Source organism: Allomuricauda sp. TY007 (assembly GCF_010468565.1).
Lineage (GTDB): Bacteria > Bacteroidota > Bacteroidia > Flavobacteriales > Flavobacteriaceae > Flagellimonas.
The window spans coordinates 17,166-42,180 of record NZ_WUEG01000009.1 but is presented as its reverse complement, the minus strand read 5'-3'; the positions used below and the strand labels follow the sequence as shown (position 1 = coordinate 42,180).

Below are 25,015 nucleotides of genomic sequence, written 5' to 3'. Positions count from 1 at the left end.
TTCCGCAAAAATTGGAAGGCCGCAACTAAACTGCATATAAAAATGCTATGGTTAGTATCCTGGGTTTTGTTTTAGGTTTGGGTTTAATGTAAGCTGGTCTACAGGTAAAGGTGCCAAGTAGTTTTTTGAAGGGTCAAATCCTACTTCCCCTTCGCCAAAGGTTTGTAGCAGAGGAGATATATAGCCATCAACATTTTCTACCCTAGGGGATACTTCATCCACATCATAGGCGGGCTCGAAGGGTCTATCTCTCCATTGCTCCAATTTGGACCCAAGTCTGGGCGCTCGAATCAAATCCGTGGCCGCCCAACGATACAGATCATCTGTTCTAAATCCTTCGAAGGCCAGTTCCACTCTTCTTTCCCTTCTGATTTCATTCATCAAAGGTGATAGTTCGGGAAAATTCCAATTGGGATCGGTAAAACCAACTATTGCATTAAGATGGGGAACACCTGCTCTGTCCCTTAGCAAATTGATGGTCCGATCCAACACTGCCTGGGTACAAGTTCCCAGTTCTTCATGTGCCTCGGCAGCTATCAACAATGCCTCTGCATATCTGAACAAGGGAACGGCATTGGAGGTATTGTTCCCAGAAGCATCTTCAGTCGCTATAAATGGACTGAGCCACTTGTAAATTTGATACCCCGTGGTATTGGGCCATGGATTCAAGGTTAGAAAGGGCAGTTCATACCTGTCCACTACCCCATTGGATATCTTGATAGGCATCCCTGGGGTCGATACGGTCATTTTCAAGCGAGGATCTCTATTGGTCGTCACATCTTCCAATGTTTCATCTCCCATATACTCCGGGCTTACACTAATTGGTAATCCATCATCGCACAGGTAAGCATCCACCAAAGATTTTGAAATTCCTTGTCCATTGGGCCCTCCGGAGGTTCTGATTTGCTGACCCCAATAGATCAAATCCAAATCGGCACTGTACTCTCTTGCCAACAGCACTTCTGATATTCCTGAAATTTCTGAGCTTGGTGTTGAAAACAATCTCCAGTAACTGAAGCCATTGGGGATTTCGGGATGTGAAAAATCATTGTAAAGCGTATATCCACTTTCCATGACTTCTTCAGCGGCATCCCTGGCTTGGACAAAAAACCTGTTCACATCCCTACCATCACCTTCAAAAGGAGTTCCTGCATGGTACTTCTCCCAAGTACCTTCGTAAAGAGCCACCCTGGCTTTAAAAAGAAGAGCAACATCCCTGTGGATACGTCCTTCTTGGGTTTGTGTTTTTGTAGGCAGCTTTTCAATGGAACGATCTAATACGGAAAGTATGGAATCGGCAACCACCGATCTGGACAAACGTCCTTCGAACAGTTCCGGAGAGTCCACATCCAATGTAGTTGACAACCAAGGTAAATCGCCAAACCTTTTCATTAAATCAAAATAAAAGAAGGCCTTAAAAAATAGTATTTCCCCAATATACTTGTCTTGAGCGGATTGCGGCGCTTCGGAGACAGAAATATTGTCCAAGAAAAAATTGACATTGCGGATGTTCCCCCAATTCCAACCTCCACCTGAAGCGGGAATAGTCTGGGTTCCAAATGCCAATGGATATGATGTAAATGAAGCTGGAACATTATTATCAGATGCAGCATCGGATTCCCACGCCCATGCAGCCATGGTTCCCGGCAAAGATGTGTAAAACTGGTTGGCGTACATTTCCATCTCATTGGCCGAGAATGTAATACCTTGATCGGTAATAGTGTCCTTTGGAATAGTGGTCAATTCATCTTCGCATGATAGCATCGCAACAAGTAGTACGGCCATCATTGTGACTAGTGTATATTTTTTCATGATCTTATCCAATTTTAAAATTCAATGTTTACACCCATGGTAATTGTTCTAAACAATGGGTATGATTTACCCGGACCATAATATCCGTGAAGTCTTTCCGGGTCAAAGTTCTCATCAATGGGCGAAAAGGTCAGTAGGTTTTCTCCACTAACATAAACTCTAAGCCTACTAAAGCCTAAAGGATCCAAAACAGTACTCGGTAGGGAGTAGCCCAACTGAAGGTTTTTCAACCGCATATAGGAAGCATCTTGCAAAAATCTTGTTTGCTGTTGCTGGTTTTTCCTGATTTCGCCCGTTGCATACGGTCTCGCAAAATAGGCATCCGTATTTTCGGGTGTCCAATAGTCCAGTGTTGTTTCGAACACTTGCTGTGTCCAACTTCCCGTAAGACCATAAAACGGAATGTCACCCAACGAAACTTCTCTTTTTGCAATACCCTGCCAAAACATATTGAAATCGAATCCTTTCCAATCGAATCTGGTAGTGAATCCAAAGGCATAACGCGGTGTTGTATTTCCTATCCTTCTTAAATCTCCTGGGTCTTCGATGGTATTTTCCCCTTGGGAGATTACGCCATCTCCGTTCAAATCGGTATATTCAATATCTCCGAGGTTCCAGTTTCCACCATAGATGTAAGTCGTCTGGTCGGCCATATTGTTCAATTGTTCATCACTTTGGATAATTCCCGCGGTGGTGTACCCCCATATTTCACCAATCTCCTTGCCTGGATAAAAGCCCCAAATATTGTTGGTTGTACTGTTGTATTTGGTAATCTTGGAAAAGTTATCCGATAAATTGAATTGTAGTGAGTAATTGAACTCTTCGTTAATGACATCGTTCCAACCCAAGGTCAATTCAAATCCTTTGGTCACCATATCTGCATTGTTGGTTACCGGGACACCCACTCCTAAAATTGAGGGCAAAGCTTCTGCTGGACCAACCATATCCAAAGTCTTTCTTTCAAACCAATCAAAACTCAGACTCAAACGATTCTTCAACATCGTTACATCCAAACCAAAATCCAAGGTGTTAGCTGTTGCCCAGGTTAAATTATTACTGACCAACCCTGGCGCAGAAATATAATTGGGCCGCTCACCATCAATTATATACCCCAGATTGGTACGAATGGGGACTTGTGCATAAAAGAGGTAATTTGAAATTTGCTGATTCCCGAGTTCTCCATAGGAAGCCCTTAGCTTAAGGGAGTTGATTTCCTCAACCTTGAAAAAGTTTTCCTTGGCAATGTTCCAACCTGCGGATACCGACGGAAAAAATCCCCATTGATTTCCCACAGGAAATTTTGACGTTCCATCATACCTAGCATTCGCCTCAAACAAATATTTGCCTTTGTAATTGTAGTTTACCCGGCCAAAAAAACCAATATTGACCCACTCATCAATTGAATCGGATGTTTGCCTAATACCTGTTCCCGTATTCAAGGACGGTATGGCGTCGGTGACCAAATTGGGAACATAACCCGATATTGCATTGCGGGTATAATCTTCTCTCTGGCCTCCGAGTAGCACGTTAAAATAGTGTCCGCCAATGGTTTTATCGTAAGAAGAGAACAACTCTAAACTTTCATAATCCCTTGATGCATTTGTTTTGCTCACAGAATTGACGGACTGAATATCGTATGGATTCCCATCCGTATCATGTGCCTGTAAAACAGCCTGATGGGCGTTGACTTCCGTCATTAATTTGGAGTACGAGTACCGTGCAGTGGTTTTCCAATCTTTTATGGGCTCAAACACCACGGTTCCCATCAATTTTAATTCATCCTCCCTAATCTTACGTCTTGATCCTTCAAAATATTGGATTTCCGAGGTCCACAAAGGATATCCATTGGGATCGTACAGTGGCCAGTGTGGCTGCCTCGTATAGGTAATATGAAAAAGGTCACCTGTCTGTGCCGAATAGTCATAAGGTTCATTGGTAAAACCTCTATTGTACAGGGTTTGAAAGCTAAACTTGAGTTTCTCGTTCAAATCCGTATTAATATTGGCCAAAAGATTGTACCGTTTGTAGTTATCCTGTCCTATCTCATAAATCCCATCTTGGTCCAGGTAGCCCAAAGAGATACGATAATCTGTATTGTCTCCTCCTCCACTTACCGCAAAGTCGTGTTTTTGGCTTACCATGGAATCACTGTAGTACGCATCAAAATAATCCACATTTGCGTTACCCAGTCCATAACTCCAACGCGAAGGATCTCCGGGCTCGGGGACCGTGGTCGGAATACTCCCTGGATCGGAAAGGTATTGTCGTATTCTATCCATCTGGTCTGGACCAAAAATCGGGTTCATTCCCGAGTTGGCCGCAGCTGCATTCACTGTTTCTGCATAAAGCAGGGAATTTACTGTTTTTGGAAAAACAGTTTGAGCGTTGTTCGACACCGAACTGTTAATACTTACCGTGGTTTGCTTTCTAGAACCTTTTTTTGTGGTTACCAAAATGACCCCAAAAGTTGCTCGGGCCCCATAGATTGCAGCCGATGCTGCATCTTTCAACACCGATATGCTCTCAATATCGATCGGGTTTAAAAGGTTTAAATCGCCCTGTACACCATCAATGAGTACCAGTGGTGCCGCTCCGCCATTTATATCACCAAGTCCCCGGATTTGAAAGGCAGAGCCTTGACCAATTCTTCCCGGTGAACCAGGGTTGGTCGTTACATTCAAGTTGGCAACTGTACCCTGTAAAGCTTGACCGGCATTTTGGACGGCCCTGTTTTCAAGGACCACGCTAGAAGTCTCCCCAACGGCTCCCGTCAGGTTTTCCTTTTTCTGCACCCCGTAACCTACAACGATCACCTCATCTAGTTCACTTGTATTTTCTTTCATGGTCACTTCAACTACATCGGTGGTCACTTCAATACGCTGAGTGATCATTCCCATATAGGAAAACACAAGTATGTCACCTTCATCCGCTTCTATCGAATAATTGCCATCGAAATCGGTCTGGGTTCCATTAGTGGTTCCATCTACCAAAACATTGACCCCTGGCAATGGGTTTCCGTCAATGTCCTTGACAGATCCCGAAACCATTTGTTGGTAATTATTGGTTTTCGTATTTTTTTTTGGTCTGTCTTCATCCACCCTAGGCAAGGAACGCTTAAGTATTATTTGTTTTTTGAAAACCTCATAGGTTATTGGGGTTTTCGAGAAGAGTTCTTCCAAAATTTTGGAAATGCGTTTGTTTTTTACATTGATAGAGACCTTCTTGGCATATTCAATTTCGTTATCGTTGTACAAAAATTTGAATTGCGTATTGGACTCAATTTCTCTCAACACTTTTTCAACACTAACATTCTCTAAATGCAAAGTGATTTTGGTGTTCTGGGCATAGGAACTTGCCTGAACCTGAAAAAGGGAAATGATAAAAAGATAGACTGTCAGTTTCATTTTAAGGTCTAACTTCAAGTATAAGGGGGGCATGCCCCTTAACATCGAAAGGATTTTCATATCTTTGTTCTGTATTAAGATGATTTAACATTTGGTTTAAATCACTCTTTTATCCAATCGGGGAATGTGTCAGCATTTTCCGATTTTTTTCTTCTAGAGTGATGGTTATTTATATTCAAAAGTTCATTTCATTGGCAGATTGTTTTGGTTAGTAAATATTGATTTGATTGTTTTCAATATCATACTCAAAGCCGTAATTTCTTTTGAACGACTCCAGTATATCTTCCATTGATTCAATTTTGATATCAAAGGTCGCCGTGAAGGTTTCTTCTCCAAGCTCTACGTTGTTGTTTGTGATTGACACATTGTAGCATCGCGCCAATTTCTTGATGATGTCCTCAAATTTCATGTGGCTGAACACCATCCTTCCCTTAGTCCATGCGGTATAAATATCCGTATCCACTTCTGTGACAGCGATATTTTCCTCCTCTTTGCTCCATGCCCCCATAAACCCAGGTTCCAACATGGTATACCTTCCCTTGTCTTTTTTCTGAGAACCTTGGTTTTTGTACAACCCAACGGAGCCCTCAAGCAAAACCGTATTTATAAATGCATCCTCAGGGTAGGAAGAAATCACAAATTGGGTCCCCAGCACTTGGACACCTAGATTACCCGAATTAACTATAAATGGTTGTTCCTTATTTTTTTGGACATCAAAAAAAGCTTCACCCTCCATAAAAACCTCCCTGCTTTTATCTTCGATAAACCGCACAGGATATTTCAAGGACGTTCCCGCATTAAGATGCACTTTGGTCCCATCGGACAAGACAAGTTGAAATGTTTTACCATAAGGAACGGTGAGCCTATGATACTCTATTGACTTCTTATCACTATCGGAACTGCTGGACCGTTCTTCTGCTTGGGTATAATCAAGTTTATCGAATTTTTGCATCCCCACGACGTTTCCTTTGCTGTTCTTAAACAGTCGATTATCGGATTTTGACAGTTTTTCAACAGCACCATTTTCAAGTTCCAGGGTAATCGATTCTTGTTCGGGCAATGCACCAGTCCCCTCCTCCGTAAAATTTCCACTTAAAAAAAAGTAGGTACAGACAGCAACACCGATAAAAATAGCGGCAACTTTGACCATTATTTTTAAATATCTAAGCTTTGAATCCGCAACTGTATTTGCTCTTAACCTTTCCCATTCCCTTGCGTGCGTTTCATCCACCTCCTTTTTCAAACGACTTCTCTCAAGCCAATGACTGGGTTCTGCCAATTTTTGCATGATATAATCCCGCTCGTCTTGATTCAGCTCCTCTGAGGTATCCACCTCATCAATCCTTTCTCGAAGTAGGATTGTTCTAGCCAGTTTTTTAGCCAGTTCGATTAGTTTGCCGAAATCCCTTAACATATGGTAGTAATTGTTGCTTTCTTTAGTTTAAAGACGATGTTACATGCAAATGGGGTTAAACATTTTTCTTTTCTATGGCAAAAAGATGTGTGCCACTAAGGCGATGTGTTCCCGAAGTTGGAAACGGAGCTTACGATAGGCTATTTTTTTCTGGGCCTTTACAGTGTTCAAGGTTATCTCCAATTCATTGGCGATTTCACCATTTTTATAGCCCAATAAACTTAGTTTTATGATTTTTTTACATCTCAATGGCAAGGTATCCACAGCATGGTCCACCAAGCGTGCCGTTTCTTGCAATACGAGCTCAGTTGAAAAAAAAGAATCGGTTTCCATACTTTGAATGGCCTCGACAGATAAGTCGCATTTCGATTTATACCTTTTGCTTTTCAGCACATCCAACGCTCTATTCTTTACTGCTGTATACAAATAAGATTTAACAGTATTCTGGCTTTTAAAAACCGTTTTTTTGTTCCAAACTTTTATAAAAACCTCCTGTACGACATCCCTTGCCATCTCGATATCGTTCAAATAACGATTGCAAAACAAACAAAGTGAAACGTGGTGGGTATCAAAAAGAACCTTGTATTCTTTGGTAGTTAGGCGGTATGTTTTATTGGCTTTCAGTTTTAAGGGGTTATTTATACTGTACACTATTAAACTCCACCGTTTATGCCACAAAAAATAGGGCAATCCAAGACTGCCCTATTTCAAACTAACTAAACGACTTAACAATTATGTAAATATTTACGATGCTAGGTAACTTTAGTATACCATTATGTTTGTTTCCTCTCATAACACTACTAAGACGACCATAAGTTGAAATAGGGTTAAAAATTTTTAAATAATTTATGTTCACCACGTGTTTATCCATTTCAGAATCCATTTTGGAAAATAGTCCTGTACATGCAATTAAACCCATTATGGGCTGAACTCCCTGCCCAGACACATCATCATTTAAGGCACATTGAAAACCATCTTTTTTCTTGGACAAAAGCAAATGCTCGATATGGTTTGGACCCAACGAGCATAAAATGTACAAACAAGGCTCAATAAAAGAGAATGGAGGTCGGGGGCTGAACATATAGTAAAATCAATGTTTTCAAACACAAGATAACTTACCATACCTTCAATAAAAATACGTACCCCAGTACGATTTTTACGTAGGGGTACGTATTTCTGGCTTATGATTATAGTGACAATATTAAATCCTTATACTTGGAAATCCAGGAAGTCCATTGGTCTCCGCCACCCAATTCCAATTTTTGGATGATATTGCTTCTATGCTTCTGGACTGTTCGCAAGGAAATCAACAACTCCTCGGCAATTTCCTTGGACGTTTTTGACTGCGCCACCATTCGAAGAATAGTGCGTTCTGAAGAAGACAGTAGTTTTAGTTTTTTTAGCTGTGGATTAATGGTTGTTTCCACCATTTGTTCAAAGGTCTTGCTAAAGTACGTTTCCCCTGCACTCACCTTTAGGATACACCTTTCCATTTCCAAAAAAGGTTCTTCTTTAAGCAAATAACCACTGATTCCCAGTTGTTTGGCCCTATAAACAAGCCCTTCCTCCTTATGGGAAGTAAGTAGGATAAAACGGGTAGTACAGCCTGCATCCGTTGCCTTTGTTATCACTTCTATTCCAGAAAGCATCGGCATTTGAATATCCAAAATAGCAATATCGGGTCTTAGGTCCAATAGTTGTTCCAAAGCCTCTAAGCCATTGGTTGACTGAGCAATCACATTATATCCTTTGGATTCAAGTTCATCTACCAACCCTTTTAACAACAAGGGATGATCGTCGGCCACCAATATGGTATGGGTATTATGCATCTGATATTGGGATATTGGCAATAATGCTGGTTCCTCGTTTATTCATGGTCTGGATTTGAATGGTCCCCCCCATCATACGAATTCTTTTCTCCATTGTTTTAAGGCCCAAACCTTGCCCCTTATGCTTTTCTTCATAGTCAAAACCTATTCCATTGTCCTCAATCAATAACTTTACGCAATTCGTCTCCTTTAACACCTCGACCAACACCTCTGTGGCCTGCGAATGTTTCACCATATTGGTCAATGCTTCTTGTATAAAACGATAGAGGTTTACATTTTTATCCTTGGTAAAACAGCCCTCAATCGAATCCATTTCCAAGGTAAAAATAATACTGTACTCTTCATCAAAAGTATAGATAAGCTGCTGAATCGCCCCTGTAATTCCCAAACTGACCAATGTAGGGGGAAGAAGGCCCTTTCCAACCATTCTGACTTCTTCCAAGGTATTCTGGGAGAGTTGCAGCAATTCTTTTTGATCAGTATCCCTCGCTTTTTTGGACATTATGGTCAGTTGTTGCCCTATGCTATCGTGCAATTCCCTCGCTATATGTTCCCTTTCCTTTTCTTGTTGCCATAACAAGTCCTGAGAATATTTCTCGGTAAGCTCCTGCTCTTTCTCTGCAAACCTACGATTCCGATATAGCCATAGAAAACCAGACCCCCCAACAAGTATGACACCACCAAAGACCAACCAATATGTTTTTTCTTTGTTTTGGGCATCCAGTATTTTAATATCCTGTCTTTGTTGTGCAATCTCCATATCCTTCTTTTCTGTTTCAAGTTCGGCTTGAATAAAGGCAAACCTTCTCCTAGAGGTCACATTATTGACAGAATCTTTCATTCTGGCATAATTTTTAAAGTGTTGGAGGGATTTTTGCAAATTGTTCATTTTCTCATAAATATTTGCCAATAACAACTCTGAACGCATAATGTTTTGGGCTTCCAAAGTTCCCTTAACCCCTTTATGGGCTTTTTGGGCATACCTTTCTGCTTGTGTAAGTTGGTTGTTGGCCAATGTATTCCAACTCATGGCCAAATGATAGTACGTTTCTAAAAAAGGATTGTTGATATGAGGGCCTATCTTGGAAACAAGTTCCCGTTTATATAAGTCCGAAGTATCCCGTATCCCGTTCCTGGCATAAGTGGAAACGGCATAAGAAAGGGTCAAAATATCCACTATGCCCTGTACATCGGATTCATGGTTCCTTTCTTTAAGGGCCATTCGAATTTGTTGAAGCTCTTCGGCAAAGTCATTTTTACGGTTGGCCTCATTACAGGCAGCCAAACGTGCAATGGCAACCACCTGATACTCTTTTATGGCTGTTCCCTTTTCAAATACTTCGCCACGGGCCTCCTGTGCCCGATTATAAAGCCCATTTTTACCATAGAGTTGTGCCAAACCATTCTGCGCCCACAAGTACATCAATGTATCCTTTTGATGGGCAAATATCTTCTTGGCCTTTTCAAAATAGGCAACACTTTCGGAAATTTCGTTGACCTTATCACTATTTTCACCTGCTTTCAAATACGCATAACCGAATTCATATAACGATGAATCCTTTTGCTTTTCCATGAACTGGATTCCCTCATCCAATATTTCCAAGGATTTCTTATAATATTGCATATAAGTCGAAGCCTCAGCATAGTTAATGTAAAAAAGCGCTATCTGATTTTCATCAACATTGAAATTAACGTAGGGTTGATAGTCATCCAATATACCATATGCTTTTTTATGGTTGATGGATTGATAAATGTAATATGTCCCCAAGGCATTTGTGAACATCAAAGCTTCCTCCCATCGTTTTTTAGCCAATGACGAATCCCTGTACTGAAGAGCAAGTTTGGCCACCGCATCATTGTCCATGCTTTCTTGTTCAATAAGTTCAAGCAAATAGTTCGCTCTCTCTACAAAGTTTGAAATTGAATCCAAAGTGTGCACTACTTTGTCATGGTCTCCCAAGTTTTGGGAACGAGATATTCCGGAAACCAAACAAAAAAATAAAATCAGTATGGGTTTGGGGCATTTATACACAAACATAAAAATACCATTATTACCTAAACTTTGATGGATCGGCGTACAAATATATTGCCTTGCCCAACCTAAAATGTTCAACGTACCCTGTACCAACATCGTTGCAATTCCCTTTACTCCCATCAACATTGGAACCCAATGGATACTGCATATAGTTTTAATTTATATTTGGAATAAAGTCGTACCTCAAAAAGAACTCATGTGTACCTCCAGTATATGGACGGATTCCTGATACTGGGATTTCGTAGGCATATCCCAGCATCAACCTTTTACCTATCATAAAGCTTCCCAAGCCACCAACGGCATCATAACTATTAAACCGGTAATTGACCCCCAGCATAAATTGATCGTAAAACTTAACATTGACCCCTGCATCTACGGAAACCGAAGCTTGATCGGCAACTATAAGCATGGTTGTGGGGTTCAATACAATGGATTGGGCAAGGAGAAAATCATACCCGCCCGTAAAATATAAATTGGGGCTGTCCGTGGCACTATAAAATATTTCATCCCCTGAACCTATATAATCTGTATTAAACATCTGCGGTACCGATGCCGCCACATACCACCTTTTTCCATACAAAAAGCCTCCCACCCCCACATTGGGCGACCAGCTCGCTACATAGGAGTTGAAGTAGGGATCCGTTTGCACATCGGGTCTATTCAATAGGTTAGGATTCAACGCATAGTGGGTAAAGCCTGCTTTTATACCAAAAGCTAGGCGAGTAGTCCTACCTACTTGCAGCGTATAAGAGAAATCGCCATAGAGGTAATCAAATTTTTCTTCGCCCAAACCATCGCTCACAAGCGAAAGCCCCAGCCCTACCTTTTCATTGTGCAAAGGGGTATGTGCCGAAAACATTTGTGTGGATGGTGCCCCCTCGAAACCACTCCATTGTGAACGGTGCATCAAAATGGCCGAGAAGCCTTTTGTACTTCCTGCAAATGCAGGGTTGATACTAACGGGGTTGTACAAGTATTGTGTGAACTGTGGTACCTGTTGGGCTATGGCTTGGTGATGGCACACGACCACAACGACCATCAATAATATAAACTTCTTCATCTTAATCTTTTATTTGGTGCCAATGTAGATACTTCCCTTAATGGGTTTCGTATTGGAATTCAACACCTGTATCACATAGAAATAGGTTCCTGAAGACAGTTTACCTTGGTTATTGCCTCGTCTACCATTCCAATCGTTTTGATAATCATCCGATTGGTAAACCTGCTGTCCCCAACGATCAAATACCATCAGTGAAATTTTATTTCCATCTGTATCGAGGCCTTCCACAATGAAGTAATCGTTGTGCCCGTCATCATTCGGGGTAAGTACCTTTGAGACCCCCATTTTTGATGTTCCATCCGTTCCACAGACATCTTCTACCCTTACCTCAACAACCACCTGATTGGCACACATTCCAACCTGTTCGGTATAGGTAAAGGTGTACGTACCCATCGATAAGGTTGATGGATTGATTACCGAGCCATTTAAATTGATATTTTTGTTTTGGGATTCCCAGATTCCATTTCCTGCTTCCCCTTCGATTTTTTCGTAGAGGTCCAAATAGGTTTCAGTAATGCATACGGCAATGTTATCATCAGGGTTTATCTGCATTGGCAATACTGTGATATTTTGCTCAACACGTTCTTCATTTCCTTTGGCATCGGAAGCTATCCAGTAACGCTCAATGAGATATCCTTCTCCTGAAATGGTCTCATTTTGACCATATTCAATTTGAACCTCCATATCACAGTTATCCTCAAAAACCAGGTTTGGGATTTCAGGTACTTCATTGCAATATACTGTAAGCTCGATATCCAGTTCCGAAATCAATTCAGGAGCTGTAGTATCCTCTATAATTACATTCTGTGTTTGTGTACTGCTATTCCCAACTTCATCTTCAAAACTCCATGTGACCACTGTGGTCCCCTGTGAAGTGATGGGCAATACAGCATCATGGGTAACCGTGACCACACCACTACAATTATCCGTAGCTGTTGGGGCCGTTAGATTGTTTACCTCACATTCAGATGTGATATCCGATAAACTAGCCTGATCGGGAACAGGTGCACTCGCATCTTCTATAATCACGTTCTGTGCTTGAGTACTGGTGTTCCCGGATGCATCTTCGTAAGTCCATGTGACCACCGTAGTACCTTGGGTTGTTATCGGAAAAGTAACATCATGGGTTGCCATTACAACCCCAACACAATTATCCGTGGCCGTCGGGGCCGTTAGATTGCTCACTTCACATTCAGAAGTAATATCCGGTAAACTTGCTTGGTCGGGAACAGGTGCATCGGCATCATCAACGATTACGTTCTGTGTTTGGGTACTGGTGTTACCGGATGCATCTTCGTAGGTCCATGTGATTACCGTGGTACCTTGGGTTGTTATCGGCAAAGTAGCATCATGGGTTGCCATTAGCAAACCACTGCAATTGTCCGTAGCCGTTGGRGCCGTTAGAYTRYTTACCTCACATTCATCGGTAATATCCGGTAAACTSGCCTGATCAGGAACCGGTGCATCGGCATCATCAATGATCACGTTCTGTGTTTGGGTACTGGTGTTACCGGATGCATCTTCGTAGGTCCATGTGATTACCGTGGCACCTTGAGTTGTTATCGGCAAAGTAGCATCATGGGTTGCCATTAGCAAACCACTGCAATTATCCGTGGCCGTTGGGGCCGTTAGATTGTTTACCTCACATTCAGATGTGATATCCGATAAACTAGCCTGATCGGGAACAGGTGCACTCGCATCTTCTATAATCACGTTCTGTGTTTGGGTACTGGTATTTCCAGCTGCATCTTCGTAGGTCCATATGACCACTTTGGTACCTTGGGTTGTTATCGGCAAAGTAGCATCGTGGGTTGCCGTTACAACCCCAACACAATTATCCGTGGCCGTCGGGGGTGAGAGATTGCTTAGCTCACATTCTGCATTTACATCTGGCAGACTTGTCAAATCAGGAACTGGAGCCAAGGTATCCTCCACGGTAACAGTTGCCGTACATTGGACACTTACCCCATTATTGGCCGTTACGGTTAGTATTACTTCATTCGTTCCTAGGTTTGAACAATCAAATTCTGTAACATCGAGGGTAAGCGTTATTCCATTATCCTCATCATAAGAGCCATTATCTATTTCCTCCGGGGTTATACCGGCACTACCGTTTGCATCTAGCGCTACTATAATATCCTGGCAAATGGCCACTGGTGTTTTGTCTTGTAACTCATAGGCGCCCATATCAACAATACCACCGTTGACATAGTCGTAAATGCGCTTATTTCCAGCCAAATCGACTGCCGCTTCGGGTGCCCCTAACGATACCACAAAATTATTGTTCCCAGCATTTATGGCAGGACTAGTAGCCTTCACCCTATAATCATGGTCCACCACATCTTCAAACTCTGGATCTACTGTCAGATTTCGACTTTGCATCACATCTCCAGAAACAGTCCCATTATATGCCAATGAACTATACAGGCGTGCATATCCACCAACCAGGTTGATATGGCCATTGGTACCGGCATTATTGGAAAGAATGGAGTTCGCCACCAACAAGGTGCCATCACTTAAATGGATACCGCCCCCAGTGACAGCCGTATTATCGCTCAGGGTGGAATTTATAATTTCAACTTCACCGGATTCACCGGATACAGCACCTCCAGCAGTGGAGGCAACATTATCATACAGCAAGCAACTTATTAATTTGGTATCACCGGTAAAACTAATTACCGCGCCTCCCACACCATTGATTCCATCACTGTAGGCCGTATTATCATGCAATATGCTATGCTTGAGTACAAAGCTTTCACCTTGATTTATATAAAGCCCACCTCCTGTGCGGCCAATGGCCACTTGACTATTGTCCGAAGGATCATCCGCATAGGAATACGCAATGATAAGTCCATCCAAAGTCACATTAGGAGTTGTCACTGTCACAATGGTATGGCTGTCCCCTGCATCTGCCATATCATTCCCATTGATATCCCCACTTAACAGAGTCGGCACTGCGTTCCAATTCCGTTGGTCCGATGAAGTTTCATTTCCGATAAAGCCTCCCAAAAGGGTAACCCCTTCGGGAATGACAAAAGAATCGTATTCGGACGTTCCCGGTTTGTAAGTCCCTTGTGCCACCCATATCTCCGTTAACCCACAATTCGCAGACAAAGCTAGTGCATCTTGTAAATCGGTATATGCGTCGTTCCATGAGGTTCCATTGTTTGATCCCGTCGCGTTCTCATCCACATAAATGATACCCGAACTGCGATCATAGGGATCTACCACTGTAACCGTGGCTGTGGCCGAAGCCGAATTATAACCGTCATTTACCGTTAAGGTAACCGTATGCGTTCCCGCATCAGTACAGGTAAAATCGGTTTTGCTCAATGTTCTGGTAAAACTCGTATAGCAACCATTGGCGTCAATACTGTTATCATCTATATCTTCAGGCCTTAGGGTTGCGCCCCCATTAGCTCCCAGATAAATAGTGGCCGGCTTGGTATTCACGATGGGAGGCGTATCCTTGCTGATTTGATACACGTAATTATAGGTTGCTGAATTCCCATATTGATCGGTTACCTCAATGGGCACCAAAACATTGGTGCCTATATCGGCACAAGTTGCCGTACGCGTACTGGCCACAGCGGAATAGCTACCACAATTTTCGGAGACATCGAAGGGACCTTCCGGTTTTAACTCTATAGAGGTATTATGCCCCATTTCAATAAAATTGGTCATCGAGAGCATAAAGGGAGGGGTATTGTCCACTACGGTCACATTGGCCGTACAGGTAGCCCCATTTCCCCTTCCATCAAGGACCGTTAAAGTAACCGGAACGGTACCAACGTCATCACAGGTAAAAGTAGTTTGTGATAGGGACATGGATGCGACATAGACATCATCATAAGAGCCTGCATCAATATCGGCAGCTGTTATGGTAACGGTACCATCGGCCAATAAGGGATTTTCCGGATCAAGGGACACTGTAATATCCTTACATACTGCCACAGGGGGCTCTTCATCGTAAATCACTCGGTATTGTATATAGCCAGTAACTGGGGTGTCAGTCGTTCCTCCTTCTGTCTCTACTAAATCTTTTACCATACTAAGGTTACCATACGATTGTCCGCCACCGCCGCCACGTTCCAAATCGCCGCCACCACCGCCATAATAACCGCCGCCACCGCCGCCAGAGGCCCCTTTCCCAATATATTGATTTGAGCATTTGGGTGAAGGTCCAATCGGGTGGCCATAAAATATTCCGCCAGCCCCGCCACCGGCCCAGCCCGTACCTCCACGATTGATATCATTAACCACTATTTTTGTACAATTAGGGTCTAATAACCCTCCCGAACAATCTCCCTCATATACAGTAGTTGGTGGATGATAACCTCCGGCACCACCTTCATTGGGTGAACTTCCCATAACTTCCAATTCAAATAACACTGTTGATTCAGGTGTGCTATATAAACTGCCCCCGCCCCCTGAAAATGGATGAAAAGTAGTCTCAACATCATTAATTAAGCCTCTATGAGCTACCCCGCCACTTCCATACGAAGTAGCATCATCCACTCTTAATCCGTGCGAATTACAACTATTTTTTCCATGTCTTGCTATGCCGCCACCATATCCATGGGAAACCAGAGCTTCGATTGCCGCTCCACCACCACCACCTGCTGCAACCACTATGGGATTAGTAGGTTGCCCATATGGAGTTATTGCCGTAGCTCCGCCACCGCCGCCGCTGGCGGCAACATCATGAACATCGGATTCCCCTCGAGATCCTATAAAAAAATGGAGCCGGTCCCCTGCATTTTCACTGGTAATGGGCAAGGTAAACCTAACCGTGCCACCTTCCCCGCCCCGTCCTATTTTCTGGGCTACCAAACCTTGCCAGGTGGCACGTCCACCATCGCCTCCTTTAAGGATAAACTCTACGGCCACCGCTCCGTCTTCCAATGTTGGCAAATAACCGTCCATGGTGGCCCGGGTACGTGAATGACCTCCCCCTTCGTAGGGCAATGGAGTCCATTCGCTATTGGTCAAATTTCCTAAAGATGTATGAGGTCGATTAACGGTTTGTCCGAACAGGCTCGTTGAACATAAAACCAATAAGACTAGTGCAATCGATAGGGATTGAAAAGATGATTTGGGCATGTGAATATGTCTTTATTCTTTCACGCCGCAAGTTAAATCGATGTAAAATCAAATAAAATACGCACCCATGTACAACATTTACGTAGGGGTACGTAGATAGTGAGTGATTTCATATAAAAGAATATCTAAATGGATAATAGATAATCGAAAATGTACTTTCAATATGAATCCTGCAGCAATGGATATTCTACTTAAGGCACGTCCATCTATCCTTCTATAACAAGAGGACTAGTGGGATATGCTTAATTCTCCCAAGATTTTAGTATCTCTTATTATGAACTAGATAAAACTAAAATCTTCTAAATTAAAATCTGAGGATTTCTAGAATAGAAAAATGGGCCATACCAAAAACAGATAACATTGATATAAATCGAATCAAAAGTTGGCAAACAGATTGTTGTTCTTTTTGATAAAAATGAAGTGTTTGCAAATTGTTTGCAAAAAAATAGGCTTCAGAAATATAAAAATCTCCAAAGCCCTTTATTTACTAGTGATCGCGGAAGGATTCGAACCTTCGACCGTCTGCTTAGAAGGCAGATGCTCTATCCAGCTGAGCTACGCGACCAAACTTTGCGGGTGCAAAGATACTAATGTAACCGATTGTAAAAAATATTTTTTTGATTTCTTATCACTTTTATGAATAGGGTTTCAAAACGGTTACATTAATTTTTACTTAAAACCTATCTCTTTCAAGCCTTTATGGCTAATCTTGATAACCTCCAAAGGCTTTTTGTCCCAAGTCATATCTTGCTCCACAAAATACTTTTTCATGCCAGAGGCCTTCTTTTTTTCCAAAATCCTGCCAAAATCGATGGTTCCCTCACCTACCGGGGCAAATTTACCTTCTTCGTCCATGTCTTTCACGTGCCATAATTTGAATCTTCCGGGATATTTTTCAAAATAAGCTACCGGGTCTGCTCCAGCTCTAGTAACCCAATATAAATCCATTTGGAAGTTTACATATTTTGGATCTGTGTTTTCCAGCAAATAAACTATTGGTTTTATTCCTTCTTCATTGTCCTTGAATTCAAAATCGTGATTGTGGTACAATAGTTTCAATCCCGCAGCCTTGCATTTTTTACCCAATGTGGTCAAAATATCGGCAAAATCCTTCATGGTACCTTTCATCCCCATCGTTCTGTTCTCCCTATCAAAAGTGAACATGCCCATTGGTGGTACGGGAATGGTAAAATATTCAAACCCTGCGGCCTTGGTGTCAGTAATTTGTTGATCCGCATTATCTAAAGTTACACTTCCCATGTGTGCACTTACTGGATCTAGCCCCAAACTCTCTGCGTAGGCTTTAAATGCTTGTGGCTCCATGCCATAAAATTTTCCGTCTTTGTAATCAGCAGCTTCAATATAGGCATAACCTGCATCCGCCACCTTTTGTAAAGTAGCCTTGGCATCTTCCCCCATGTTTTCACGCACAGTATACAATGCGAGTCCGCCAAAACTGTCTTGAGCATAAAATGTAATTGAAAATAGTGTAAAGGCGAGGGTAAAGATCCCTTTAAATGATAAAATTCTGTCCATTGGTGTTGTTTGTAGTTAATCTCAGTTTCAAATGTGGTTCACAAGATACTGATTATAGGTTTTATGAAACGTGTGAAAAAACAAAAAATCCGTTAGATATATACATTCCAACGGATTTTTTATAACAAGTGATCAACAATCAAATCTCACTCAACTGTAATGTTAAATGGACTTTTATTTCATCATCAACCTTGATCATGCCAAGCATTTTCTTTGGAGGTTCCAACTCAAAATCGCTAAGCTTTAGTTCCAAAGTGCCGTTGACACATATATCCTTTGTCTGTTCACAATAAAGTAGTGTCTGGTACTTTCGGGAAACACCGGCAATCTTAATTTCGACACCAACATCCACCATACTTTGATTTGGTGATGGGGGTTCCACATATAGAAGTTTTAGTCCCACTTGTGGGTGCCGTTCTGTTTTGAGCAATTCCTGAAAATCTCTATTAATGGCCTTGCCCCCACAATCAAAACAATCGTTGATCAATGTAAGTTCTGCATTTTTAAAAAGAATTTGCTCGGACTTTTCATCATAGATCAAACGAATGGGCATCTCCAACTCCTGTAAATTATACTTACAGGTAAAGTTATTAACGTTGGTGGTACCGGCAATCACAACCTCACTCTCTGGCTCTACCCTTACTTTGGTTTCCCTTTCCGGGTCGTTAAAGTTGAACCAGGATATAAGAAATAATCCTAACAACAGGGTTTTTGTGATATGTGGGATTGAGGTCAACATGACACCTAAATATAATAATTTTAAGATGTAAGACCTAGGACATTGCTGCCCTAGGCCTTGTTAAAAAGATTAAGATGGTCTAGAAACTGATTACAGCTTCCAATAAAACCCCTTTAAACTCACCATCGTGGAAAATACTTGTGGTATCGTATCCATCATATTGTTGGTTTACATACTCTATTTTGGCCAAAATGTTCTTGGTCAAGAATACACCACCTCCAAGTTGGAATCTATCTATGGTTACTTCCGATCCTGATGGGTCGTCTGAATTTACAGTATTGTATCGAGTTCCCAAGTAGAAATTTTCATTGTTGCCGAATCGGTAGATCAACTCACCTGCCAATTGCGTAGCATTTCTATCATCTGTTTCAGCATCGGTCTTACCGGAAGCAGTTTCAAAGGTCCCAAAAAACTCCAATCCTTTATATTTTACAAATGGGTTGATCATAAAGGCAGTAATCTCGTTGTTGAAACCTGGATTGTATCTACCTGATCTAAAATTGCCCGATGTAGAAGCATCAACATCTTCCATAACCAAATAGTATCTAGATCCTGCCCTATCGGCACTATAAAGATATGTTCTGGCAGATTTGTTTGTGCTGTACATGGAACCAGTAAGCCTAAGTCTCAAATCCTCGTTCACTTGACTATCGTATCCCAATTTGGCCAATATTGAAGCTCCTGTGGTTTCTGGATTGTTCACTGCTTGGTTCAATTTACCATTGGAAAGCCCGAACATACCTATGAATCCATTTTTTTGGAAGTAAACTTCTCCACCAACCTCTGTGGTAAACGCATCCATGATCAAGTTACCAACAAATGGGTTGTGCATGGCTTGCGAGTTGTCGGTTCTCCTAAAATGGGCATCACCATAGTTGTTTTCCATGTGTCCCACTTTTATGGTCAGGTACTTCATGGCTTCCTCCAATAGTCCAGGGCTAATGAAATCCAAGTTGTCCACTTGAAAATATCCTCCCTTTACATAAGGTTCTGGGTGGTGACGGGATGACAAGTACGTTCTCAAGTGCATTCTCACACCTTTGGCCAAGGCCACATCCAAATCCAGGTTTGCGGTTGCCAGGTTAAAGTTGTCCCCTATCGGGATAAGTTCTACGGCCCCCGAGTTTTCATGATCTACTGCTTGGAACTGTAAAGTAGATGATCCACCCACTCTTACTTTTACCCCATCAAAGGTACTTACTGTGTCTTTTGGAGCTTCAAAAACATTTACTCCATTTTTGTCCGGCGAGCGGAAATTGTCCAGTTGACGATTTTGGGAATATCCCATAAGCCCTACAAGAAATGCAGCAGCCAATAATCCGAATTTTGTGTATTTTTTCATTACGTTAAATTTATTAGTTGAGTATTAAGATTTAATTATTTCCAAACGGTGTTAAAGAGAACCTCGATCTCATCACCTGTGGTAATGGTACCCAAAAGTGCCTTGGGAGGTTCTATGTTGTAATCTGTCATTTTTAAAGGTTTCTTGCCTTCGAGCAGCACTCTATCATCCTTAATCGTTAGGTTAAAGGGCAAATCAATGGTATTGGTACTTCCTGCAATGGTAAGGTTACCTGTGGCGACCACCTTATACCTGTTAGAGTTAGCTGTAATCGGGGAAATACTTTTCACGCTTTTCAACTCAAATACAATTTGCTTGTATTTTTTGGTTTCGAGCGCTTTGTAAGTATTCTTGTCCATGGCTCCCTTTCCACTCTTTAAGCTCTCAGCTTCAACTGTAAACTTTAAAGCGTTGATTTTTGGAAGCTCTCCTGTATTGTCCAATGTAATTGAACCTGATTTTTGCTCTGCAACTTCCTCCCAATCATGAAGGGTCGAAGTTCCTGTTACCACTACTTTCCCTTCCCCGTTGTTGAGCTTAAAATTTTGTGCGGAAAGCGTAAGTGGTACAAGGGCAAATGTTATCCAAAGGATTGTTGCTTTTAAAAGCGACTGTCGGTGTGTTGTATGGTATTGCATAGTTCTTGTTTTTTGTTGGGTCAAAGATCCTTTACGGAAAATTCTTAAAAGATGATATTTGTCAGTTTTTTCCTAAAAACCTGATTTTTAGCACTTAACCATCAAATATTTTTTATCTAATTTGGTTTTTTCCCATGTACCAATGTGATTTATTTTAAGTTTCTTTAATAAAATCTACTTGCTATCCATCGTACTTGATCAATCACTTTTGTAAAAAGACAAAATCAAGATTTAAACAGTTGTAAGGGCCAAAACCCTGATTTTTATCATGTTCTGAAGATCAAGAAGCAACTAATTTTACATATGGATTTTAGCATTTATCAATCTCTTAATAGATAAAAAAGATGGAAACACTTGCAGCAAACCAACTCAGCGTATATTCCTTCGGTAACAAAAAGGCAGATGGTGGACGTAATATGAAGGAACTGCTCGGTGGCAAAGGGGCCAACTTGGCCGAAATGAGCCGTATCGGTATTCCTGTACCTCCCGGTTTTACTATAACAACAGAAGTTTGTACGCAATACAACGAAGAGGGGAAAGAAGCCGTAATAAATCGTATTGAACCCGATGTTCGGGCTGCCATAACCCGCATCGAAGAAACCATGGGAAGTATTTTTGGCGATGATGAAAACCCACTATTGATTTCGGTACGTTCCGGGGCAAGGGTCTCTATGCCTGGCATGATGGATACCGTTCTTAACCTTGGACTCAACGACGAGTCCATCAAAGGCGTCATCAAAATGACGGGGAACGAACGATTTGCTTGGGATTCCTACCGTCGTTTTATTCAAATGTACAGTAGCGTGGTTATGGGCCTCAAACCAGAATCCAAAGACGACCTTGACCCCTTTGAAGAAATCATAGATCATTTAAAGGACAAGCGAAGAATTGAGCAGGACACCCAGTTTACCGTTCAAGACCTTCAAGATTTAGTGTATGACTTTAAGGAAATCGTAAAAAAAAGAACAGGAAAACCCTTCCCGACCAATCCATGGGACCAGCTATGGGGTGCCATTACCGCTGTTTTTGATAGCTGGAACGGTGATCGCGCCCTATATTATCGAAAAATGCACGGTTATCCCGAAGATTGGGGCACCGCTGTAAATGTACAGGCCATGGTTTTTGGCAATATGGGTGAAGATTCAGGAACAGGGGTTTGCTTTACCAGGGACGCCGGAACCGGTGAAAATGTGTTCAATGGGGAATACCTTATTAACGCACAAGGGGAAGATGTGGTCGCCGGGGTCCGCACCCCTCAGCAAATTACCTTGTTGGGATCACAACGTTGGGCCAAACTGGCTCAAATAGATGAAGAAGAGCGCAAAGAAAGCTATCCATCTTTGGAAGAATTGATGCCCAACATTTATAAGGAACTGTTCGAGTACCAAAACAAACTGGAAACACATTACCAAGACATGCAGGATATGGAATTTACCATTCAACAAGGTAAACTCTGGATTTTGCAGACCCGTAATGGCAAGCGTACCGGTGCCGCCATGGTAAAAATTGCCATGGACTTGCTTAAAGAAGGGTTGATAGATGAGAAAAAGGCCCTAATGCGCATAGAACCCAACAAACTGAACGAACTTTTACATCCTGTCTTTGACCCTAAAGCTTTGGAGGATGCCGAAGTAATTGCACAAGGTTTGCCTGCATCGCCGGGCGCGGCCACCGGCCAGATTGTTTTCTTTGCCGATGAGGCCGATAAGTTTAAGAACAGCATTTTAGTACGCGTGGAAACCTCTCCCGAAGATGTAGAGGGCATGAACATTGCCAAAGCCATTGTTACTGCCCGTGGGGGCATGACCTCCCACGCAGCTGTAGTTGCTAGGGGAATGGGAAAATGTTGCGTTTCTGGGGCTGGTGCTTTAAAAATCAACTATAAAACCCGAACCCTTAAAGTTAATGGCCATGAGTACCACGAAGGGGATTGGATTTCCATAAATGGTTCCACAGGTAATATTTTAGAAGGTAAGGTTGGCACCAAGGAACCAGAATTGAGCGGGGAATTTGCTGAATTAATGGAACTATCCGACAAATACGCCACCATGGAGGTCAGAACAAACGCCGACACGTCAAAAGATGCCTTGATCGCACGTAATTTTGGAGCAAAGGGCATTGGTTTGACCCGTACCGAACACATGTTCTTTGAAGTGGACCGCATAAAAGCAATGCGAGAAATGATCTTGGCCGATACCATCAAAGGACGCAAACAAGCTTTAAAAGAACTTCTTCCCATGCAGCGAAACGACTTTGAGGGGATTTTTAGGGCTATGGAAGGATTTCCTGTAACAATTAGATTGTTGGATCCGCCATTGCATGAATTTGTACCCCATCAATTAGCTACACAAAAAGAATTGGCCGAAGAACTCCACATCTCTTTGTCCGCTGTTAAAAGCAAAGTGGCCGAACTGGAAGAGTTCAACCCCATGATGGGACACCGCGGCTGTAGATTAGGGAACTCCTATCCAGAAATCACCGAAATGCAGACACAGGCCATCTTGGAGGCAGCACTCAATGTGAAGAAAGATGGTATCCATGTAAAACCTGAAATTATGGTGCCGCTCGTAGGTACCGTGGAAGAGTTTAACCAACAAAAAGCAATTATTGATACAACGGCCCAAGAAGTTTTCAAAAAACGTAAGGACACTGTGGAGTATTCCGTAGGTACCATGATGGAAATCCCAAGGGCTATATTGATAGCCGATAAAATTGCAGAAAATGCAGATTTTTTCTCTTTTGGAACCAATGATCTTACCCAAATGACCTTTGGATATTCCCGGGACGATTCAGGGAAATTCTTGCCTACTTACCTTGAAAAAGGCATCTTAAAAGTAGACCCCTTTGAGGTGTTGGACCAAGAAGGTGTGGGCCAATTAGTGGAATTGGGTACCAAACGAGGTCGTGAAACACAATCCAACCTTAAAGTTGGAATCTGTGGTGAGCATGGAGGGGAACCAAGTTCCGTGGCCTTCTTCCAAAAAGTAGGGCTGAACTATGTGAGCTGCTCTCCGTTTAGAGTGCCCATTGCAAGGGTGGCAGCTGCACAAGCAACTTTGACCGAAAATTGACCAACTGACTTTTACTTGGTTGAATCCCCGGCTTTTTGGATCATAAAAAAGCTGGGGATTTTTTGGATGCTTTTTTATTTAGCAATCACGATCTTAGCAACATCTAATGAAAAAGAGTGAGCAACGAAAAAACCGCCATACGAACCACTTATTTTAGCATACTTGGCAATGTGGGCTTGGCCTTGATAAAAGGTTTGGCTGGATTTTTCGGGAATTCCTACGCCCTTATCGCCGACGCCATAGAATCCACTACCGATATTTTTTCGTCCTTTTTGGTCTTGTTGGGCTTCAAATATGCCGAAAAACCACCAGATGAGAACCATCCTTATGGGCATGGAAAAATAGAACCCCTGGTCACATTTATTGTAGTGGCCTTTTTGGTGACTTCGGCAACCATCATTGCCTACGAAAGCATTCAACACATTCAAACCCCACACAAAATTCCAGAACCTTGGACATTGATTGTTTTGGGAGGCATCATCCTATGGAAAGAAATTTCATTTCAAGTAGTCATCAGAAAAAGTAAACAAACCCAAAGTTCCTCCTTGCGGGCAGATGCCTGGCACCATAGAAGTGATGCGATAACTTCCATAATGGCATTTTTGGGGATTTCCATAGCACTACTATTTGGAGAGGGCTATGAAACGGCAGATGACTGGGCAGCCCTTTTGGCATCGGCCTTTATACTTTACAATAGTTATTTGATATTTCGCCCCGCACTTGGCGAAATCATGGATGAGCACCAATACGATGACCTAATTTTAGAGATTCGGAAAAAATCTTCGCAAGTAGATGGAATTTTAGGTACTGAAAAATGTTTTATCCGTAAGTCTGGAATGAGATATCATGTAGATCTTCATGCCATTGTAGATGGGAAAATTTCTGTGGAAAAAGGCCATTGGATTGCTCATCATCTAAAAGATTATTTACGAAAAGAAATTCCCAACCTAGGACATGTACTCATTCATATTGAGCCAAATGAATATACTTATAAATAGAAATTATACTAAGCACAACCTTGTTCTTGCAACC

Annotated in this window: 15 protein-coding genes and 1 tRNA gene; 2 read left to right on the top strand and 14 right to left on the bottom strand. The window is 42.1% G+C overall.

The window, feature by feature from the left end; genetic code table 11:
* Positions 1 to 51: 51 nt before the first annotated feature.
* The 14 genes from GO009_RS11030 to GO009_RS10970 all read right to left on the bottom strand — a co-directional run bounded on the left by GO009_RS11030 (position 52) and on the right by GO009_RS10970 (position 20,912).
* Positions 52 to 1,812, bottom strand: a complete 1,761-nt coding sequence (locus GO009_RS11030) for a RagB/SusD family nutrient uptake outer membrane protein (RefSeq protein ID WP_163626260.1) — start codon at positions 1,810 to 1,812, stop codon at positions 52 to 54.
* 14 nt (positions 1,813 to 1,826) lie between these two features.
* Positions 1,827 to 5,216, bottom strand: coding sequence for a TonB-dependent receptor (locus tag GO009_RS11025; protein WP_163626259.1), 3,390 nt, complete (start codon positions 5,214 to 5,216; stop codon positions 1,827 to 1,829).
* A 208-nt stretch (positions 5,217 to 5,424) separates the two neighbouring features.
* On the bottom strand, positions 5,425 to 6,630 hold the full coding sequence (locus GO009_RS11020) for a FecR family protein (RefSeq protein ID WP_163626258.1): 1,206 nt from the start codon (positions 6,628 to 6,630) through the stop codon (positions 5,425 to 5,427).
* A 72-nt stretch (positions 6,631 to 6,702) separates the two neighbouring features.
* Positions 6,703 to 7,281: an RNA polymerase sigma-70 factor gene (locus tag GO009_RS11015; protein WP_163626257.1), complete on the bottom strand. Its 579-nt coding sequence runs from the start codon at positions 7,279 to 7,281 to the stop codon at positions 6,703 to 6,705.
* Between the two features lie 536 nt (positions 7,282 to 7,817).
* Positions 7,818 to 8,459: a response regulator transcription factor gene (locus GO009_RS11010; RefSeq protein ID WP_163626256.1), complete on the bottom strand. Its 642-nt coding sequence runs from the start codon at positions 8,457 to 8,459 to the stop codon at positions 7,818 to 7,820.
* Positions 8,452 to 10,419, bottom strand: coding sequence for a sensor histidine kinase (locus tag GO009_RS11005; protein WP_163626255.1), 1,968 nt, complete (start codon positions 10,417 to 10,419; stop codon positions 8,452 to 8,454). The genes GO009_RS11010 and GO009_RS11005 overlap by 8 nt, the downstream gene beginning before the upstream one ends.
* Positions 10,420 to 10,510: 91 nt before the next feature.
* A complete protein-coding gene (locus GO009_RS17760) occupies positions 10,511 to 10,642 on the bottom strand; it encodes a hypothetical protein (protein ID WP_262887006.1) in 132 nt (43 codons plus the stop codon).
* A 6-nt stretch (positions 10,643 to 10,648) separates the two neighbouring features.
* On the bottom strand, positions 10,649 to 11,554 hold the full coding sequence (locus GO009_RS11000) for a type IX secretion system membrane protein PorP/SprF (RefSeq protein ID WP_163626254.1): 906 nt from the start codon (positions 11,552 to 11,554) through the stop codon (positions 10,649 to 10,651).
* A gap of 9 nt (positions 11,555 to 11,563) precedes the next feature.
* Entirely contained in the window at positions 11,564 to 16,546 is a 4,983-nt protein-coding gene (locus GO009_RS10995) for a gliding motility-associated C-terminal domain-containing protein (RefSeq protein ID WP_163626253.1), read from the bottom strand.
* Positions 16,547 to 17,148: 602 nt separating this feature from the next.
* A tRNA-Arg gene (locus GO009_RS10990) sits at positions 17,149 to 17,222 on the bottom strand.
* A gap of 104 nt (positions 17,223 to 17,326) precedes the next feature.
* Positions 17,327 to 18,193 (bottom strand): sugar phosphate isomerase/epimerase, encoded by an 867-nt coding sequence (locus tag GO009_RS10985; RefSeq protein ID WP_163626252.1) that lies wholly within the window; start codon positions 18,191 to 18,193, stop codon positions 17,327 to 17,329.
* Positions 18,194 to 18,332: 139 nt separating this feature from the next.
* Entirely contained in the window at positions 18,333 to 18,932 is a 600-nt protein-coding gene (locus GO009_RS10980) for a YceI family protein (RefSeq protein WP_163626251.1), read from the bottom strand.
* A gap of 79 nt (positions 18,933 to 19,011) precedes the next feature.
* A complete protein-coding gene (locus GO009_RS10975) occupies positions 19,012 to 20,274 on the bottom strand; it encodes a hypothetical protein (RefSeq protein ID WP_163626250.1) in 1,263 nt (420 codons plus the stop codon).
* A gap of 35 nt (positions 20,275 to 20,309) precedes the next feature.
* Positions 20,310 to 20,912 carry a YceI family protein gene (locus GO009_RS10970; protein WP_163626249.1) on the bottom strand — a complete coding sequence of 201 codons (603 nt, stop codon included), beginning with the start codon at positions 20,910 to 20,912 and terminating at the stop codon, positions 20,310 to 20,312.
* 344 nt (positions 20,913 to 21,256) lie between these two features.
* On the opposite strand from GO009_RS10970, the gene ppdK reads away from it, so the two are divergent.
* Together ppdK and GO009_RS10960 are read left to right on the top strand one after the other, a co-directional pair.
* Entirely contained in the window at positions 21,257 to 23,983 is a 2,727-nt protein-coding gene (gene ppdK, locus GO009_RS10965) for a pyruvate, phosphate dikinase (protein WP_163626248.1), read from the top strand.
* Positions 23,984 to 24,099: 116 nt separating this feature from the next.
* Entirely contained in the window at positions 24,100 to 24,981 is an 882-nt protein-coding gene (locus GO009_RS10960; RefSeq protein WP_163626247.1) for a cation diffusion facilitator family transporter, read from the top strand.
* The last annotated feature ends 34 nt before the right edge of the window (positions 24,982 to 25,015 follow it).

Excerpts from the sequence above, each read along its gene's own strand:
- GO009_RS10980 (WP_163626251.1), bottom strand. The coding sequence starts at position 18,932 with ATGTTGACCTCAATCCCACATATCACAAAAACCCTGTTGTTAGGATTA.
- GO009_RS10970 (WP_163626249.1), bottom strand. The coding sequence starts at position 20,912 with ATGCAATACCATACAACACACCGACAGTCGCTTTTAAAAGCAACAATC.
- GO009_RS10975 (WP_163626250.1), bottom strand. The coding sequence starts at position 20,274 with ATGAAAAAATACACAAAATTCGGATTATTGGCTGCTGCATTTCTTGTA.
- GO009_RS11030 (WP_163626260.1), bottom strand. The coding sequence starts at position 1,812 with ATGAAAAAATATACACTAGTCACAATGATGGCCGTACTACTTGTTGCG.
- GO009_RS11025 (WP_163626259.1), bottom strand. The coding sequence starts at position 5,216 with ATGAAACTGACAGTCTATCTTTTTATCATTTCCCTTTTTCAGGTTCAG.
- GO009_RS11010 (WP_163626256.1), bottom strand. The coding sequence starts at position 8,459 with ATGCATAATACCCATACCATATTGGTGGCCGACGATCATCCCTTGTTG.
- GO009_RS10985 (WP_163626252.1), bottom strand. The coding sequence starts at position 18,193 with ATGGACAGAATTTTATCATTTAAAGGGATCTTTACCCTCGCCTTTACA.
- GO009_RS17760 (WP_262887006.1), bottom strand. The coding sequence starts at position 10,642 with ATGCAGTATCCATTGGGTTCCAATGTTGATGGGAGTAAAGGGAATTGC.
- ppdK (WP_163626248.1), top strand. The coding sequence starts at position 21,257 with ATGGAAACACTTGCAGCAAACCAACTCAGCGTATATTCCTTCGGTAAC.
- GO009_RS11000 (WP_163626254.1), bottom strand. The coding sequence starts at position 11,554 with ATGAAGAAGTTTATATTATTGATGGTCGTTGTGGTCGTGTGCCATCAC.
- GO009_RS11020 (WP_163626258.1), bottom strand. The coding sequence starts at position 6,630 with ATGTTAAGGGATTTCGGCAAACTAATCGAACTGGCTAAAAAACTGGCT.